This window comes from Streptomyces atratus, from assembly GCF_900119365.1.
In the GTDB taxonomy this organism is placed as follows: domain Bacteria; phylum Actinomycetota; class Actinomycetes; order Streptomycetales; family Streptomycetaceae; genus Streptomyces; species Streptomyces atratus_B.
The window spans coordinates 100,772-116,931 of record NZ_FPJO01000019.1; the positions used below are offsets into that span (position 1 = coordinate 100,772).

14 protein-coding genes are annotated in these 16,160 nt (G+C 69.7%); 11 read left to right on the forward strand and 3 right to left on the reverse strand.

What is annotated here, in order from left to right; all coding sequences use genetic code 11:
* Positions 1–230: 230 nt before the first annotated feature.
* The 4 genes from dnaK (at position 231) to BT364_RS27105 (ending at position 4,460) form a co-directional block, all read left to right on the forward strand.
* On the forward strand, positions 231–2,084 hold the full coding sequence (dnaK, locus tag BT364_RS27090) for a molecular chaperone DnaK (protein WP_072487847.1): 1,854 nt from the start codon (positions 231–233) through the stop codon (positions 2,082–2,084).
* Entirely contained in the window at positions 2,081–2,734 is a 654-nt protein-coding gene (gene grpE, locus BT364_RS27095) for a nucleotide exchange factor GrpE (RefSeq protein ID WP_072487848.1), read from the forward strand. The genes dnaK and grpE overlap by 4 nt, the downstream gene beginning before the upstream one ends.
* A 93-nt stretch (positions 2,735–2,827) precedes the next feature.
* Complete coding sequence (gene dnaJ / locus BT364_RS27100; RefSeq protein WP_072487849.1) at positions 2,828–4,012, forward strand: molecular chaperone DnaJ; 1,185 nt, start codon at positions 2,828–2,830, stop codon at positions 4,010–4,012.
* A gap of 1 nt (position 4,013) precedes the next feature.
* Positions 4,014–4,460: a heat shock protein transcriptional repressor HspR gene (locus BT364_RS27105; protein WP_072487850.1), complete on the forward strand. Its 447-nt coding sequence runs from the start codon at positions 4,014–4,016 to the stop codon at positions 4,458–4,460.
* A 103-nt stretch (positions 4,461–4,563) separates the two neighbouring features.
* Here BT364_RS27105 and BT364_RS27110 read toward each other — a convergent pair whose 3' ends face one another.
* A complete protein-coding gene (locus BT364_RS27110) occupies positions 4,564–5,550 on the reverse strand; it encodes a helix-turn-helix transcriptional regulator (RefSeq protein WP_371268654.1) in 987 nt (328 codons plus the stop codon).
* A gap of 128 nt (positions 5,551–5,678) precedes the next feature.
* On the opposite strand from BT364_RS27110, the gene BT364_RS27115 reads away from it, so the two are divergent.
* Together BT364_RS27115 and BT364_RS27120 are read left to right on the forward strand one after the other, a co-directional pair.
* Positions 5,679–6,017 (forward strand): hypothetical protein, encoded by a 339-nt coding sequence (locus BT364_RS27115; RefSeq protein ID WP_072487852.1) that lies wholly within the window; start codon positions 5,679–5,681, stop codon positions 6,015–6,017.
* Positions 6,014–6,334 (forward strand): Rieske (2Fe-2S) protein, encoded by a 321-nt coding sequence (locus BT364_RS27120; RefSeq protein ID WP_072487853.1) that lies wholly within the window; start codon positions 6,014–6,016, stop codon positions 6,332–6,334. Before BT364_RS27115 ends, BT364_RS27120 begins: the two co-directional genes overlap by 4 nt.
* Before the next feature lie 121 nt (positions 6,335–6,455).
* On the opposite strand, the gene BT364_RS27125 is transcribed toward BT364_RS27120, so the two are convergent.
* The gene (locus tag BT364_RS27125; RefSeq protein ID WP_072487854.1) at positions 6,456–6,860 is read right to left on the reverse strand and encodes a pyridoxamine 5'-phosphate oxidase family protein; all 405 of its coding nucleotides are present in this window, start codon (positions 6,858–6,860) and stop codon (positions 6,456–6,458) included.
* Between the two features lie 249 nt (positions 6,861–7,109).
* Here BT364_RS27125 and clpB point away from each other — a divergent pair, with 249 nt between their 5' ends.
* The 3 genes from clpB (at position 7,110) to BT364_RS27140 (ending at position 11,978) form a co-directional block, all read left to right on the forward strand.
* Positions 7,110–9,731: an ATP-dependent chaperone ClpB gene (clpB, locus tag BT364_RS27130; RefSeq protein WP_072487855.1), complete on the forward strand. Its 2,622-nt coding sequence runs from the start codon at positions 7,110–7,112 to the stop codon at positions 9,729–9,731.
* Between the two features lie 363 nt (positions 9,732–10,094).
* On the forward strand, positions 10,095–11,348 hold the full coding sequence (locus tag BT364_RS27135) for an MFS transporter (RefSeq protein WP_072487905.1): 1,254 nt from the start codon (positions 10,095–10,097) through the stop codon (positions 11,346–11,348).
* 69 nt (positions 11,349–11,417) lie between these two features.
* Positions 11,418–11,978: a type III secretion system chaperone family protein gene (locus BT364_RS27140; protein ID WP_072487856.1), complete on the forward strand. Its 561-nt coding sequence runs from the start codon at positions 11,418–11,420 to the stop codon at positions 11,976–11,978.
* Positions 11,979–12,050: 72 nt separating this feature from the next.
* Here the strand turns inward: BT364_RS27140 and BT364_RS27145 are convergent, their stop codons facing one another.
* Positions 12,051–13,229, reverse strand: coding sequence for a pyridoxal phosphate-dependent aminotransferase (locus BT364_RS27145; protein WP_072487857.1), 1,179 nt, complete (start codon positions 13,227–13,229; stop codon positions 12,051–12,053).
* Between the two features lie 711 nt (positions 13,230–13,940).
* Here BT364_RS27145 and BT364_RS27155 point away from each other — a divergent pair.
* A complete protein-coding gene (locus BT364_RS27155; protein WP_072487858.1) occupies positions 13,941–14,462 on the forward strand; it encodes a DUF2617 family protein in 522 nt (173 codons plus the stop codon).
* Between the two features lie 84 nt (positions 14,463–14,546).
* Entirely contained in the window at positions 14,547–16,145 is a 1,599-nt protein-coding gene (locus tag BT364_RS27160; protein ID WP_072487859.1) for a polyamine aminopropyltransferase, read from the forward strand.
* The last annotated feature ends 15 nt before the right edge of the window (positions 16,146–16,160 follow it).

Consider the following 16,160-nt stretch of genomic DNA (forward strand, 5'->3'; position numbering starts at 1 on the left):
CGATGATGGGGAGGGGTTGTGTCGCCAGGGGGCGGGGAGTGTTGCGCGCGATCGGCCCGTGCGCGCCTCGCGTGTGCCTCTCGTGCACACGTCACATGCAGGAATTCGCAGTTGGCGCGGGGTGTCCGCACGATAGTTGAGTCCACTCGACTCAGGTCTGTTGACAGTGGGGCGGGTGTCATGCATCCTTGAGTCAGATCCACTCAAGTAGTCAAGTTGGAGGAACTGAAATGGCACGTGCGGTCGGCATCGACCTGGGCACGACTAACTCCGTCGTCAGCGTTCTCGAAGGCGGCGAGCCCACCGTCATCACCAACGCAGAGGGCGCCAGGACCACGCCGTCCGTCGTCGCCTTCGCGAAGAACGGCGAGGTGCTGGTCGGCGAGGTCGCCAAGCGCCAGGCAGTGACCAACGTCGACAGGACCATCCGCTCGGTCAAGCGCCACATGGGCACCGACTGGAAGATCGACCTGGACGGCAAGAGCTTCAACCCGCAGCAGATGAGCGCCTTCATCCTGCAGAAGCTGAAGCGTGACGCCGAGTCGTACCTGGGCGAGAAGGTGACCGACGCGGTCATCACCGTCCCCGCGTACTTCAACGACTCCGAGCGTCAGGCGACGAAGGAGGCCGGCGAGATCGCGGGCCTGAACGTCCTGCGTATCGTCAACGAGCCGACCGCCGCCGCGCTGGCGTACGGGCTCGACAAGGACGACCAGACGATCCTCGTCTTCGACCTCGGCGGCGGCACCTTCGACGTATCGCTCCTGGAGATCGGCGACGGCGTCGTCGAGGTGAAGGCCACCAACGGTGACAACCACCTCGGTGGTGACGACTGGGACCAGCGCGTCGTCGACTACCTCGTGAAGCAGTTCGCCAACGGCCACGGCGTGGACCTGTCCAAGGACAAGATGGCTCTCCAGCGTCTGCGCGAGGCTGCGGAGAAGGCGAAGATCGAGCTCTCGTCCTCGACCGAGACCACGATCAACCTGCCGTACATCACGGCGTCCGCCGAGGGCCCGCTGCACCTGGACGAGAAGCTCACGCGCTCGCAGTTCCAGCAGCTCACGGCCGACCTCCTGGACCGCTGCAAGACCCCGTTCCACAACGTCATCAAGGACGCGGGCATCCAGCTCTCCGAGATCGACCACGTCGTTCTCGTCGGTGGCTCCACCCGTATGCCGGCCGTCGCCGAGCTCGTCAAGGAGCTGACCGGTGGCCAGGAGGCCAACAAGGGTGTGAACCCGGACGAGGTCGTCGCCATCGGCGCCTCGCTCCAGGCCGGTGTCCTCAAGGGCGAGGTCAAGGACGTCCTGCTCCTCGACGTCACCCCGCTGTCCCTCGGTATCGAGACCAAGGGCGGCATCATGACCAAGCTCATCGAGCGCAACACCACGATCCCGACCAAGCGCTCCGAGATCTTCACGACGGCCGAGGACAACCAGCCGTCCGTGCAGATCCAGGTCTACCAGGGCGAGCGCGAGATCGCGGCGTACAACAAGAAGCTCGGAATGTTCGAGCTGACCGGCCTGCCGCCGGCCCCGCGTGGCGTCCCGCAGATCGAGGTCGCGTTCGACATCGACGCGAACGGCATCATGCACGTCGCCGCCAAGGACCTCGGCACCGGCAAGGAGCAGAAGATGACCGTCACCGGCGGCTCCTCGCTGCCGAAGGACGAGGTCAACCGGATGCGTGAGGAGGCCGAGCAGTACGCGGAGGAGGACCACCGCCGCCGCGAGGCCGCCGAGTCGCGCAACCAGGGCGAGCAGCTCGTCTACCAGACGGAGAAGTTCCTCAAGGACAACGAGGACAAGGTCCCCGGCGACGTGAAGACGGAGGTGGAGACCGCGCTCACCGAGCTGAAGGAGAAGCTCAAGGGCGAGGACACCGCCGAGATCCGTACCGCCACCGAGAAGGTCGCGGCCGTCTCGCAGAAGCTCGGGCAGGCGATGTACGCCAACGCCCAGGCCGACGGCGGCCCGCAGGGTGACCCGCAGCCGGGCGCCCAGCAGGCCAAGGCCGACGACGACGTCGTCGACGCCGAGATCGTGGACGACGAGAAGGACGCCAAGGGCGGTGCGGTGTGACCGAGGAGACTCCGGGTTTCGAGGAGAAGCCCGACGTCCCCTCCGGCGCCACCCCTGACGGAGCTGAGCCGAAGGACGCCTCTTCCTCCTCTTCGGAGGAGGGGGCGGCCCCGGCCGGGGACGCAGTACAGACAGTCGGCCTGACGGCCCAGCTGGACCAGGTCCGCACCGCGCTCAACGAGCGCACGGGCGACCTCCAGCGGCTCCAGGCCGAGTACCAGAACTACCGCCGCCGCGTCGAGCGGGACCGGGCCACGGTCAAGGAGATCGCCGTAGCGGGTCTCCTGTCCGAGCTCCTGCCCGTGCTCGACGACGTCGGCCGGGCCCGGGACCACGGCGAGCTCGTGGGCGGGTTCAAGTCGGTGGCCGAGTCTCTCGAGACGGTCGTCGCCAAGCTGGGCCTGCAGCAGTTCGGCAAGGAGGGCGAGCCCTTCGACCCGACGATCCACGAAGCCCTGATGCACTCGTACGCGCCGGATGTCACCGAGACGACCTGCGTGGCGATCCTGCAGCCGGGGTATCGGATCGGCGAGCGCACCATCCGCCCCGCGCGGGTGGCGGTGGCCGAACCCCAGCCGGGTGCGACACCGGCCGCAGCCAAGGAAGAGAAGGCAACCGACGAGGAGAGCGGTGGCACCGAGGAGGTCTGACATCCCGTCTGACCACCTCGCCGCACACCGCCCGGCCATGCGACCGGCCCACGGGCCGGTCGCATGGCCGATCGTCCGGAAGGAGGGACGTCGATGAGCACGAAGGACTTCGTCGAGAAGGACTACTACAAGGTCCTCGGCGTCCCCAAGGACGCCACCGACGCCGAGATCAAGAAGGCGTACCGGAAGCTCGCCCGCGAGTTCCACCCGGATGCCAACAAGGGCGACGACAAGGCGGAGGAGCGCTTCAAGGAGATCTCCGAGGCGAACGACGTCCTCGGTGACAGCAAGAAGCGCAAGGAGTACGACGAGGCGCGCGCCCTCTTCGGCAACGGCGGCTTCAGGGCCGGACCCGGAGGCGCGGGAGGCAACTTCAACTTCGACCTCGGCGACCTCTTCGGAGGCGCCCAGGGCGGCGGCCAGGGCGGCGGAGCCGGCGGTTTCGGCGGCGGCGGTCTGGGCGATGTCTTCGGCGGCCTGTTCAACCGGGGCGGTACGGGGACGCGGGTGCAGCCGCGCCGCGGCCAGGACATCGAGTCCGAGGTGACGCTCAGCTTCACCGAGGCGGTCGACGGGGCCACGGTCCCGCTGCGGATGTCCAGCCAGGCGCCCTGCAAGGCGTGCTCCGGCACCGGTGACAAGAACGGCACCCCCAGGGTCTGCCCGACCTGTCTCGGCACCGGCCAGGTCTCGCGCGGCACCGGCGGCGGCTTCTCGCTCACCGACCCCTGCGTGGACTGCAAGGGCCGGGGCCTCATCGCCCAGGACCCCTGCGACGTCTGCAAGGGCAGCGGACGGGCGAAGTCCTCCCGGACCATGCAGGTCAGGATTCCGGCGGGCGTCTCGGACGGCCAGCGGATCCGGCTGCGCGGCAAGGGCGGTCCGGGCGAGCGCGGTGGACCGGCCGGCGATCTGTACGTCGTGGTCCATGTCGACGCCCACCCGGTCTTCGGCCGCAGGGGCGACAACCTCACGGTCACCGTGCCCGTCGACTTCACGGAGGCGACGCTCGGCGGCGAGGTGAAGGTGCCCACGCTCGGCGGCCCTCCGGTCACCCTGAAGCTGCCCGCGGGCACCCCCAACGGGCGCACGATGCGCGCCCGCGGCAAGGGCGCCGTACGCAAGGACGGCACCCGGGGCGACCTGCTGGTCACCGTCGAGGTGGCGGTCCCCAAGGGCCTCAGCGACGAGGCCAGGGACGCGCTGGAGGCCTACCGGAAGGCGACCGCGGGCCAGGACCCGCGGGCGGAGCTGTTCCAGGCGGCGAAGGGAGCTTGAGGTGGACGGCCGACGACGCAATCCGTACGAACTGACCGATGAATCCCCGGTGTACGTGATCTCGATCGCGGCCCAGCTCTCGGGCCTGCATCCGCAGACGCTGCGCCAGTACGACCGCCTCGGCCTGGTCTCGCCCGACCGCACGGCCGGGCGCGGCAGGCGCTACTCGGCCCGCGACATCGAGCTGCTGCGCACCGTGCAGCAGCTGTCGCAGGACGAGGGCATCAACCTCGCCGGCATCAAGCGCATCATCGAGCTGGAGAACCAGGTCGCCGCGCTCCAGCAGCGCGTCGCCGAGCTCTCGGCGGCCGTGGACGGCGCGGCACAGGCGATGCAGCAGCGCGAGGCCCAGGTCCACGCCTCGTACCGGCGTGATCTGGTGCCTTATCAGGACGTGCAGCAGACCAGCGCCTTGGTGGTCTGGCGGCCGAAACGGCCGAAGGACTGACCGGACCGGTCAAGGGCCGGAGAGCCGACTCGCGGGTCGGCTCCCCGGCCTTTGCCGTACACCGAAGCGAACGGGAGAAGCTGCTTGCGGGGTGGGGCGGGTCTCAGCTCTGCTCCTCTTCCAGGATCCCCGACCGGGCTATCAGATAGCCGAGCTGGGCCCGGCTGTTGCTGCCGAGTGCGGCGGCGAGTTTGGCGACGTGGGCCCGGCAGGTGCGGACGTTCATGCCGAGGCGGCGGGCTATGGAGTCGTCCACATGGCCTTCCACCAGAAGCTGGGCGATGGAGCGCTGGACCCCGCTGATGCCCAGGGAGGTCGGTTCGTACTTGACCTCCTCCCGTAGTGGAGCCGCTCTGGTCCAGAGCTGCTCGAACACGTTGGCCAGGTACTGCACGAGCCCGGGGTGGCGGAGTTCCAGGGCGACTTGGTCGTCGTCGCTGGCCGGGATGAAGGCGACGGTCCGGTCGAACACGATCAGACGGCCGATGAGCTCTTCGAGCGTGCGTATTTCCACGTTGTCGTCGGTCATGCGTTCCGCGTACGCGAGTGTGCTGGGGCTGTGGCGCGCGGTGTGCTGGTAGAGGGTGCGCATGCCGACGCCGCGGTGGATCACGGACAGGCCGCGTTCCAGCGACTTGCTGAGACGATGCTCGGTTCGGCCGCCGCCGGGCTGGACGGTGAGCACTTCGGTGCGGCACTCTGCGGTGGCGAGATCGAGGGCCGCGTTGATCCGGTTCACGCCCTCCAGCACGGTGATGGCGTGGGTGCTGGGCGGCCCCAGAGTGCTGATGTCCATGAACGGCTCGAACGACTCCGTCAGTTCGACCGAGTGCCGGCGACGTTCCAGGATCTCGCGCTCGATGGGATGCAGATGTTGCGCAAGAGCGGTGGACGGCGGAACGGGCCGGAGCCAGGCCGGGTCGTCCGGATCGGGATGCAGTAGCGCGAACTCCATCAGACAGGGCGCCGGTTCCACTTCGGCGCGGGCGATGCGTCCCAGACGCAAAGCACTGGCGTAAAGGCGTGCTCCCGCGTCGCACAGTTCGGTGATCCCGTGAGAATGTGTCGGCTTTGTGTCGCTTGTGGTCATATCGTCACCCCCCAGGTTCCTGAACATGCAGGAACATGATGCATCTACTCAGTGGTGTTCGCGTGCCCAGGTGAGACATCGTCTTAGGTGCGGGGGAGAAGAATCCACAAGTGAGGACGAAGCCGACTATGTATAAGCGAATGCATCGCTCGGCGCTTGCCGTCTCGTTCGTCGCGGCCCTGGGCATCGGGCTGCTGGGCGGCAGCGACATTGGCTGGAGCGAGGGCAGTGTTGCCGGTGGCGACATCGGGTGGACCGTCCAGGCCGCAGCCGACGGTGACATCGGGTGGCCGGTCGCACCTGCCAAGTCGTCCGACATCGGGTGGGTCGTCCAGGCGGCGGCCGATGGTGACATCGGCTGGGGTTCGCCCGGCAAGTCGTCCGACATCGGCTGGGTCTCGCCCGCCGACATCGGTTGGGTCTCGCCCGCCGGCATCGGCTCCGCCACGGCCCGCACAGGCGCATGACCATCCCGCCGGACGACCGGACCTTCCGGCGAGAGATGGCCACGGCCTACCGATCAGGCTGGCATTTCATCGATCTCGTCACTGCCATCCCCCACTGTGGCGACTCGTTGATGGTCACTCTGTTCGGCGACCCCATCGTTGTCGCACGTGAAGAAGACGACGAAGTACGTGCCTACCGTTGCCTCCGCAAGCCGCGTGGAGCCCCGCAGCCCGTTCGCTGTGCGATTCGGTACGACATGATTTTCGTCAACCTCGACCGGCGGGACCACCAGCTGTTCGAGCCAGAGACTATTTCCGCCACCCCCCGCAGTGCCTGAGCGATCCCCCGTCGTTCCATGTCGCTCAGTCACTCCCCCACACAACGGCGCCATCGTGACCTGAACACGATGGCGCCGTTGTGCTTTTCCCGGCCGCGCCCGCCGCGCCGCCGCGGGCCGGTCAGGCCCTGCCGAGCGCCCGGTCCACGGCGATCTCGATGACGATCCGGTCGGGGTTGGGCTTCGGCGTGCGCTCGTAGCGTTCGGCGTAGCGGCGCACGGCGTCGGCCACCGCCTCGGGCTCCGTGCGCACCGTCGCACGTCCCTCCAGCGTCGCCCAGCGGCGCCCGTCGATCTGGCAGACCGCCACCCGTGCGCCGTCCGGGCCCGCGGCCAGGACGTTGGCGGCCTTCCGGGTGTTCTTGCCGGTGATGACCCGCGCCAGCCTCGTCCCGGGGTCGTACGTCACGCCCACCGGCACCACGTGCGGTGTGCCGTCGGGGCGGGGCGTGGTCAGGGTGCACACATGGCGTGCGCGCCAGAAGGCGAGGTACTCGGGGCCGGGGTTCGTCACGTCGACTGCCATGAGGACAGCGTAAGCAGCGCGGGCGCGGCGCCGGCCGCGCCGTGGGCCCCGCTGCGGTGGCGGAGGGCCGGTGCGGCCGGTTCACTCGAAGCACCGGGACAAGGGGCAGGACTCGCGCGGACAGCTCCCAACATCAAGTTGAGTGGAGTAGACTCAACATGAACTTGAGTGGAATAGGCTCAACTTTATGCACGTTGACTAAGTCAGTGTTGTGAGAGGGCCAGTCGCCGCAAGGAGGAGAAAGCGCACGTGGACGCCGAGCTGACCAACAAGAGCCGGGACGCCATCAACGCGGCCACCAGCAGGGCCGTGAAGGACGGGCACCCCGATCTGACCCCGGGGCATCTGCTGCTCGCGCTGCTCGCGGGCGAGGACAACGAGAACATCACCGATCTGCTCGCCGCCGTCGAGGCCGACCAGATCGCCGTACGCACCGAGACCGAGCGGCTCCTGGGTGCCCAGCCCAGTGTCACCGGGTCGACCGTCGCCCCGCCGCAGCCCAACCGCGAGCTGCTCGCCGTCATCGCCGATGCCGCGCGGCGCGCGAAGGAGCTCGGCGACGACTACATCTCCACCGAGCACCTGCTGATCGGCGTCGCCGCCGAGGGCGGCCGCGCCGGTGAGATCCTCAGTGGGCAGGGGGCCAGTGCGAAGAGGCTGCTGGACGCATTCGAGAAGAGCAGGGGAGGGCGCCGGGTGACCACACCCGACCCGGAGGGGCAGTACAAGGCGCTGGAGAAGTTCGGTACGGACTTCACCGCGGCCGCACGCGAGGGCAAGCTCGACCCGGTCATCGGACGCGACCAGGAGATCCGCCGCGTCGTCCAGGTCCTGTCCCGCCGCACCAAGAACAACCCCGTGCTCATCGGCGAGCCCGGCGTCGGCAAGACGGCCGTCGTCGAGGGCCTCGCCCAGCGCATCGTCAAGGGCGACGTCCCCGAGTCCCTGAAGAACAAGCGGCTCGTCTCGCTCGACCTCGGCGCGATGGTCGCGGGCGCCAAGTACCGCGGCGAGTTCGAGGAGCGCCTGAAGACCGTCCTCTCCGAGATCAAGGACAGTGACGGGCAGATCATCACCTTCATCGACGAGCTGCACACCGTCGTCGGCGCGGGCGCCGGCGGCGACTCCGCCATGGACGCCGGCAACATGCTCAAGCCGATGCTGGCCCGTGGCGAGCTCCGCATGGTCGGAGCGACGACGCTCGACGAGTACCGCGAGCGGATCGAGAAGGACCCCGCCCTGGAGCGCCGCTTCCAGCAGGTGCTGGTGGCCGAGCCGAGCGTCGAGGACACCATCGCGATCCTGCGCGGGCTCAAGGGCCGCTACGAGGCCCACCACAAGGTCTCCATCGCGGACTCCGCGCTGGTGGCCGCCGCGACCCTGTCCGACCGTTACATCACCTCCCGCTTCCTCCCCGACAAGGCCATCGACCTGGTCGACGAGGCGGCGTCCCGGCTGCGCATGGAGATCGACTCCTCGCCCGTCGAGATCGACGAGCTCCAGCGTGCCGTCGACCGTCTCCACATGGAGGAGCTGGCCCTCAAGAACGAGACCGACCCCGGCTCCCGGCAGCGCCTGGAGAAGCTGCGCCGCGACCTCGCCGACAAGGAGGAGGAGCTGCGCGGCCTCAACGCCCGCTGGGAGAAGGAGAAGCAGGGCCTCAACCGCGTCGGTGAGCTGAAGGAGCGCCTCGACGAACTGCACGGCCAGGCCGAACGCGCCCAGCGCGACGGCGACTTCGACACCGCGTCCAAGCTTCTGTACGGGGAGATCCCGGGCCTGGAACGGGAGTTGGCCGAGGCGTCCGAGGCCGAGCGGGAAGCGGCCAAGGACACCATGGTCAAGGAGGAGGTCGGCCCGGACGACATCGCCGACGTCGTCGGCTCCTGGACCGGCATCCCCGCCGGACGCCTGCTGGAGGGCGAGACCCAGAAGCTGCTGCGCATGGAGGACGAGCTCGGCAAGCGCCTCATCGGGCAGAGCGAGGCCGTACGGGCGGTGTCGGACGCGGTACGCCGTACCCGTGCCGGAATCGCCGACCCCGACCGGCCCACCGGATCGTTCCTCTTCCTCGGCCCGACCGGTGTCGGCAAGACGGAGCTCGCGAAGGCCCTCGCCGACTTCCTGTTCGACGACGAGCGGGCCATGGTCCGCATCGACATGAGCGAGTACGGCGAGAAGCACAGCGTGGCGCGGCTCGTCGGCGCCCCGCCCGGATACGTCGGCTACGAGGAGGGCGGCCAGCTCACCGAGGCGGTCCGCCGCCGCCCGTACAGCGTCGTGCTGCTGGACGAGGTCGAGAAGGCCCACCCCGAGGTCTTCGACATCCTGCTCCAGGTCCTCGACGACGGCCGGCTCACCGACGGACAGGGCCGGACGGTGGACTTCCGCAACACCATCCTGATCCTGACCTCCAACCTCGGCAGCCAGTTCCTGGTCGACCCCCTGACCAAGCCCGAGGAGAAGAAGGCACAGGTCCTGGAGGTCGTGCGGGCCTCGTTCAAGCCGGAGTTCCTCAACCGGCTCGACGACCTGGTGGTCTTCTCCGCGCTCTCCGGCGACGAGCTGTCGCACATCGCGCAGCTCCAGATCGGCCGGCTCGCCGGCCGCCTGGCCGACCGCCGGCTCACTCTCGACGTCACGCCCGAGGCCCTGGCCTGGCTGGCCGAGGAGGGCAACGACCCGGCCTACGGGGCACGGCCGTTGCGCCGCCTCATCCAGACGGCGATCGGCGACCGGCTGGCGAAGGAGATCCTCGCGGGCGAGGTCAAGGACGGGGACACCGTCCGGGTGGACCGGGTCGGGGACGACCTGCTCGTCGGCCCCGCGACCTCGGACACCGGCGCGGCGGCCCCGGGCGGCGCCTTGTAGACGGCATGCGGCCCGTTCGATGCGTTCGCCCCTTGCGGTGCGGAAGACCGCAGCGCAAGGGGCGACGGATTGCGGTGATTTCGGGAGAAAGAGAAAGCGGCCGCCGTCATCGCTGATCCAGTGTTCAACATCGATATTGAGCCAAACGCCTGGCTGCGCACCGATGGGCGGCATCTCCTGACCCGGCTCCGCCCCGGACTGCATCACCCGCCCCTGACAAGGGACTTCTACTCGGGTGCGGGCAGCTTCCGCCCGGCGGTGAGCGAGTAATCAGGACACCTCGCGGTGTCCGTCATGGCCTGCTCGCAAGCAGGGTTGGGGGTGGAATTCGGCAGTCGGTAGCGTGCCCGTATGAACGAGCGGATGGGCGATGAGATAAATCCGGGGCCAAAAAAGCCCAGATCTGACAATCTCTTTCACCTTGGCGAATTCCGTACCCTTTGGGCTGCTTATGCTCAGTCGATCCTGGGTGACCAGCTGGCACGCGTTGCCCTGTCGTTGCTCGTGTTCGAACGCACCGACTCGCCGGGGTGGACCGCGGCGACATACGCGCTGACCACCTTGCCCGCTCTGCTGTCCGGGGTGCTCCTGTCCGGCCTGGCGGACCGGTTCCCCCGGCGTACGGTCATGATCAGCTGCGACCTGGTGCGGATGGTGCTGGTCGGGCTGATGGCCCTGCCCGGGATGCCCTTGCCGCTGCTCGCCGGGCTTCTGGTGCTGGCGCAGCTGGCCGAGGCGCCCTTCGGCGCCGCCCAGGGCGCACTGCTGCCCACCGTGCTCGGCGCGCAGAGGTACGAACGCGGCCAGCGAGTCATGCAGATCACCCACCAGACCGGACAGCTGGTCGGCTTCGCCGGGGGCGGTCTGCTGGCCGCGTGGCTGGGCAGCAACCTCTCCCTGGGCGTGAACGCGGTGACCTTCCTTCTCTCGGCGGCCCTGGTCAGGTTCGGCGTGAAGGCCCGTCCCGCGGCGAGTGCCGACGCCCGCAAGACGCGGCTCGGCGCACAGGTCGGGGGTGCGGCCGCACTGATCTGGTCGGACCGCAGGCTCCGGTCGCTGCTCGCGCTGGGGTGGCTTGCGGGGTTCGTCGTCCTGCCGGAGGGGCTGGCCGCCCCGTTCGCGGACGAGGCCGGCGGCGGCGCCTACTCGGTGGGACTCCTGCTCGCCTCGCATCCGGCGGGAATGGTGCTGGGAGCGGCCCTGCTGGGGCGGGCCAAGGTCGGCGACGAGTCGCGGCGCCGCCTGCTGGGGCCGCTGGCGGTCGGTGCGAATCTGCCTCTGCTCGTCTACTGGCTCGACCCCAGTGTGGGCGTGGCCATGTTCCTGCTGCTGGTGGCCGGGGTGTGCTCCGCCTACCAGATCACCGCCGGGGCCACCTTCGTGCTCCTGACGCCGGTCGACCGGCGTGGCCAGGCGCTGGGGCTCGCCAGGTCGGGGGTGACCGCCATGCAGGGGATCGGCGTCGCCCTGGGGGGTGTCGCGACGGAGCTGACCGGCTCGTCGGCGAACACCATCGGCGCGTCCGGACTCCTCGGGGTGCTGTGCGCGATTCTTGCCGCCACTGCCTGGACGCGGGCGCGGGCCGACGATGCGCAGATGATTCCCCGGAGTGCGTAGGGCCTGGCGGCGAAACGCGGCTAGGGTCGTCGGCAGGAAACCACGCGCGATCCACAGGAGTACCCAGCGATGTCTATCGATCCGTCCTCGATTCCGAATTTCGGGGGCCAGCCCGAACCGCAGGCGGCAGGACCCGAGGGCCCCGTTGTCCCTGACCAGGACCTCGTCAAGCAGCTTCTCGAACAGATGGAGCTGAAGTACGTCGTCGACGACGAGGGTGACCTCGCGGCGCCGTGGGAGGACTTCCGCACGTACTTCATGTTCCGGGGCGAGGACGAGCAGCAGGTCTTCTCGGTCCGTACGTTCTACGACCGCCCGCACGCCGCGGACCAGCGTCCGGTCCTCCTCGACGCGATCGACGACTGGAACCGCCGCACCCTGTGGCCCAAGGTCTACACACACACCCACGAGCCCGAGGAGGGCTCCGAGGACACCGAGATCTCGGTCCGCCTGATCGGTGAGGCGCAGATGCTCATCGGTACGGGCGTCAGCCTGGAGCACTTCGTCTCGTCGACGGTCAGCTGGGTGCGCGCCTCGATCGAGTTCGACAAGTGGCTCCAGGAGCGTCTGGGCCTGGCCCCGGCCGAGGAGAAGGCGGACGGCGAGGACCCGGTCCCGCCGAGCGCCTGAGCCCTCGTACGGCAGTGACACCCCACCCCGGGGCGGCGGTCCTCACGACCGCCGCCCCGGGGTGTCGCCGTTTCAGGGCGCCAGGCGCCGCAGGCGGCCGACCGCCTCGTGCAGGACGTCGTCCTTCTTGCAGAAGGTGAAGCGGACCTGGCTGCGGCCGGCGTCGGGGTCGTCGTAGAAGACGGAGTTGGGGATGGCGACGACGCCGCAGCGTTCGGGGAGCGCGCGGCAGAAGGCGTAGGCGTCCTTCTCGCCGAACGGGGTGATGTCGGTGGTGATGAAGTACGTGCCCTGCGGGCGGTGCACCTCGAACCCGGCCGCGCGAAGCCCCTCGCCGAGCAGGTCGCGCTTGCGGCGGAGATCGGAGCGGAAGTCCTCGAAGTAGGTGTCCGGCAGCCGCAGCGCCTCGGCGACGGCGTACTGGAACGGGCCCGCGCTGACGTAGGTCAGGTACTGCTTGGCCGTCCGGACGGCGGCGACGAGCGGGGCGGCCGCGACGACCCAGCCGACCTTCCAGCCGGTGTACGAGAAGGTCTTGCCGGCGGACGAGATCGAGACCGTGCGCTCGCGCATGCCGGGCAGTGAGATCAGCGGGATGTGTTCGCCCTCGAAGACCAGGTGCTCGTAGACCTCGTCGGTGACCACCAGGAGGTCGTGCTCCACGGCCAGTTGGGCGATCGCGGTCAGTTCCTCGCGGGTGAGGACCATGCCCGTCGGGTTGTGGGGGCTGTTCAGCAGCAGCAGCCGGGTGCGGGGCGTGATCGCGTCCCGGAGGGCGTCGAGGTCGGGGCGGAAGTCCGGGGCGCGCAGGGTCAGCGGGACGCGGACGCCGCCGGCCATGGCGATGCAGGCGGCGTACGAGTCGTAGAAGGGCTCGAACGCGATGACCTCGTCGCCGGGCTCCAGCAGTGCCAGCAGGGCGGCGGCGATGGCCTCGGTGGCGCCGGCGGTGACCAGGACCTCGGTGTCGGGGTCGGTGGTGAGGCCGTAGCGCCGCTGCTGGTGGTCGGCGATCGCGGTGCGCAGTTCGGGGACGCCGGGGCCCGGCGGGTACTGGTTGCCGCGCCCGTCGCGCAGCGCCCGGACCGCGGCCTCCCGGATCTCCTCGGGGCCGTCGGTGTCGGGGAAGCCCTGGCCGAGGTTGATGGAGCCGGTCCGTACGGCAAGCGCCGACATCTCCGCGAAGATCGTCGTACCGAACCCGGCGAGGCGGCGGTTGAGCAGCGGTCGTCCCTGTGTCATGGCTGCCATCCTGCGCGGAAGCTCTGGAGTTGCTCAAGTCTGCTTTGGCCCTTCGGGGGCGGGGGCATCCCCCACACACGCGACAGGCGCGGGGGAAGCGGGGGACCTCGCTTCGGGGGACGGAAGGACGTGAGGTCGGTGTCGATCTTCGTAGGAGTGTTGATCGCGGTCGGTCTGATCGTGCTGTTGGTTTCGGTCCTGAGGGGCGGGAGCAGGGCGAAGGCCGGCAGGCGCGGCGGGCGGCGGGGAACCGGCGGCGACTCGGCGGGGGGCAGTTGGTGGGCGGGGGGTGACAGCGGCGGCGGTACGTCCTGCGGAAGCAGCGGCGGGCACTCCTCAGGCCATTCGTGCGGCGGCGGCCACTCCTCGTGCGGCGGTGGATCGTCGTGCGGCGGCGGGGGCGGATGCGGCGGGGGCAGCTGACCCGGACGGCTGGTTCCGGAGGTGCCCGGCGGGTGAACTCCCGCCGGGCACCTTTTTGTTGGGGCTTTTCGCGAGTTGCCGGTGAACAGATGATCCGAGAGGCCCCCGGGCGGATGGAAACCACGGCAAGTTGGGTAAAAGTCCTGTGGATGCGACTTATTCATGGTTCCCTCGGTTGAGAGAACATTCAGCCCTCGGACCCCAGTTGGACCTGATCGGGCGCTACCCACCTCCCACGTGCATCACGTCGGGGGCGTCCCCTGTCCATGCGTCCATGCTTGCTTGCGGAGCCGACTCATGCTCACGACCCTCCAGACGGCTTATTCCGATACCCGTGCGGCCGACCTGGCCTGGACGCTGGGGCGTGAACCGCTCCCCGCCCTGGCCGTGCTCGATCTCGATCTCGCGGGCGCCCGGCTGCAGATGCGCCTGCTCGGCGCCTCCCACCAGGTGCTCCTCGACGCGGAGCGCGGCACCTGTTCCGAAACCGTCGCGTGCATCCCCGGCAGCAGTACGCCGCTGCCGCTCGGTGTCTCCAAGCGACTCGGGGAATGGGAGTACGAATTCGCGGCGCGCGTCGAGACGCTCTCGGCGGGCTCGTTCGCGGGGCGCGCGCAGGAGCTCCTCGCGCTGGTGGCCGACCATCCCCAGGGGCTCGCCGGGACGTTCCCCGGCAGCCCGCACGCCTTCACCGCCATGCTGGCCCAGCGGGCCGAGGGTCAGGTGCGGTGGCGCACCTGGCACGCGTACCCGCAGGAGGGGCAGTTGGTGGTGACGCGCACCCGAGTGGGAGTGCGAATGCCGGCGGCAGCACCCTGAGAAGTCCCAACTCCGTTGTGAGCACGCCACTTACACCCTTGTGGGTGACAGGCTGCCATGTGATCGTGACGTAGCGTTCGCGTCATGATCGACCAGCAGGTGTCGCTGCGAGGGGGCGCGGCCTGTCTTCCCGTCCGGCCGAGGACCGGTCGGTGTCTCGTGCTGGCCGCAGTCTTCGTCTGTGCTGCCTGCGGTCTGGTGTACGAGCTCGAACTGGTGGCCCTCGCCTCCTACTTGATCGGTGATTCCGTCACCCAGGCATCCGTCGTGCTCTCCGTGATGGTGTTCGCGATGGGCGTCGGATCGCTTCTCGCGAAACGTTTACGCAGCCGTGCCGCAGTGGGTTTCGGGCTGATCGAGGCGGCTCTCGCGCTCGTCGGCGGCTCCTCGGCGCTCGTGCTGTACGCGTCGTTCGCCTGGATCGGGGAGTCGCGGTACGCCCTGGTCGGGTTCTCGCTCACGATCGGCATCCTGATCGGTGCGGAGATCCCGCTGCTGATGACCCTGATCCAGCGCGTCGACCGGCAGGACGCGGGCGGCGCCGTCGCGGATCTCTTCGCCGCCGACTACGTGGGCGCGCTGGTCGGCGGGCTCGCGTTCCCCTTTCTGCTGCTGCCGGTGCTCGGGCAGCTCACCGGGGCGCTGTGCACCGGCGCGGTCAACGCGGCGGCGGGCGGGGCGCTGGTGCTGTGCGTCTTCCGGCGCGATCTCACGCCGCGCTCGCGCTGGCTGCTGATCCTGGCCAACGTGGCGGTGATCGCCGTGCTGGCCGTCGCCACCGCGCTGGTCGACGACTTCGAGCGGGCGGCGCGACGTGCGGTGTACGGGGACGGGGTGCGGGTCGCGGTGCAGACCGAGGTCCAGGAGGTGGTGCTGACGGGGTCGGGCCGCAGCTCCCTGGATCTGTATCTGGACGGACGACTGCGGGTCAGCGCCCGCGACGAGTACCGCTACCACGAGGCGCTGGTGCACCCGGCGATGAACGGGCCGCACGCCCGCGTCCTGATCCTGGGCGGCGGCGACGGCCTCGCCGCCCGCGAGTTGCTGCGCTACCCGGACGTACGCGCCGTCACCGTGGTCGAGATCGACCAGGGCGTCACCCGCCTGGCCCGTACCGACCGGGCGCTCTCGGAGCTGAACCGCCACGCGTTCCGCGACCCGCGGGTCACGGCCGTCACCGCGGACGCCTTCAACTGGCTGCGGGCGGCGCACGGCCAGTACGACGTGGTGATCTCCGATCTGCCCGACCCGGGGATCTCCACCAGCACGAAGCTCTACTCGGCGGAGTTCTACGGCCTGGTCGCCGAGTCGCTCGCGCCCGGCGGCCGGCTGGTGGTGCACGGGGGCCCGCCGGTCTCCCGGCCGCGTACGTTCTGGACGGTCGAGGCGTCGATGCGGGCGGCCGGCCTGCGCACCCGCCCGTACTGGATGAGCGGCCGGCTCACCGACTCCGCGGCCGGTCCCGACCGGGCCACGCACCGGGAGCGCCCCGCGCACGGCTGGGGCTTCGTCCTCGCCGGCCCGGGGCAGCGGCCGGAGCCCGGCCTCGCCGCGAAGGCGCCGGAGCTGCGGTCGATGACGGAGCCCGCGCTGCTGGACGCGGGGCGGGAGGCGGAGCGGGCCCGGCTGCCGGGGCTGCCGCCGTCGACGCTGGTGCATCCGCGGTACTGGGAGGACCGGTGAGCCGGGGTCCGTGCT

Excerpts from the sequence above, each read along its gene's own strand:
- dnaJ (WP_072487849.1), top strand. The coding sequence starts at position 2,828 with ATGAGCACGAAGGACTTCGTCGAGAAGGACTACTACAAGGTCCTCGGC.
- BT364_RS27115 (WP_072487852.1), top strand. The coding sequence starts at position 5,679 with ATGTATAAGCGAATGCATCGCTCGGCGCTTGCCGTCTCGTTCGTCGCG.
- dnaK (WP_072487847.1), top strand. The coding sequence starts at position 231 with ATGGCACGTGCGGTCGGCATCGACCTGGGCACGACTAACTCCGTCGTC.
- BT364_RS27125 (WP_072487854.1), bottom strand. The coding sequence starts at position 6,860 with ATGGCAGTCGACGTGACGAACCCCGGCCCCGAGTACCTCGCCTTCTGG.
- BT364_RS27135 (WP_072487905.1), top strand. The coding sequence starts at position 10,095 with ATGGGCGATGAGATAAATCCGGGGCCAAAAAAGCCCAGATCTGACAAT.
- BT364_RS27160 (WP_072487859.1), top strand. The coding sequence starts at position 14,547 with ATGATCGACCAGCAGGTGTCGCTGCGAGGGGGCGCGGCCTGTCTTCCC.
- BT364_RS27110 (WP_371268654.1), bottom strand. The coding sequence starts at position 5,550 with ATGACCACAAGCGACACAAAGCCGACACATTCTCACGGGATCACCGAA.
- BT364_RS27155 (WP_072487858.1), top strand. The coding sequence starts at position 13,941 with ATGCTCACGACCCTCCAGACGGCTTATTCCGATACCCGTGCGGCCGAC.
- BT364_RS27145 (WP_072487857.1), bottom strand. The coding sequence starts at position 13,229 with ATGGCAGCCATGACACAGGGACGACCGCTGCTCAACCGCCGCCTCGCC.
- BT364_RS27140 (WP_072487856.1), top strand. The coding sequence starts at position 11,418 with ATGTCTATCGATCCGTCCTCGATTCCGAATTTCGGGGGCCAGCCCGAA.
- BT364_RS27120 (WP_072487853.1), top strand. The coding sequence starts at position 6,014 with ATGACCATCCCGCCGGACGACCGGACCTTCCGGCGAGAGATGGCCACG.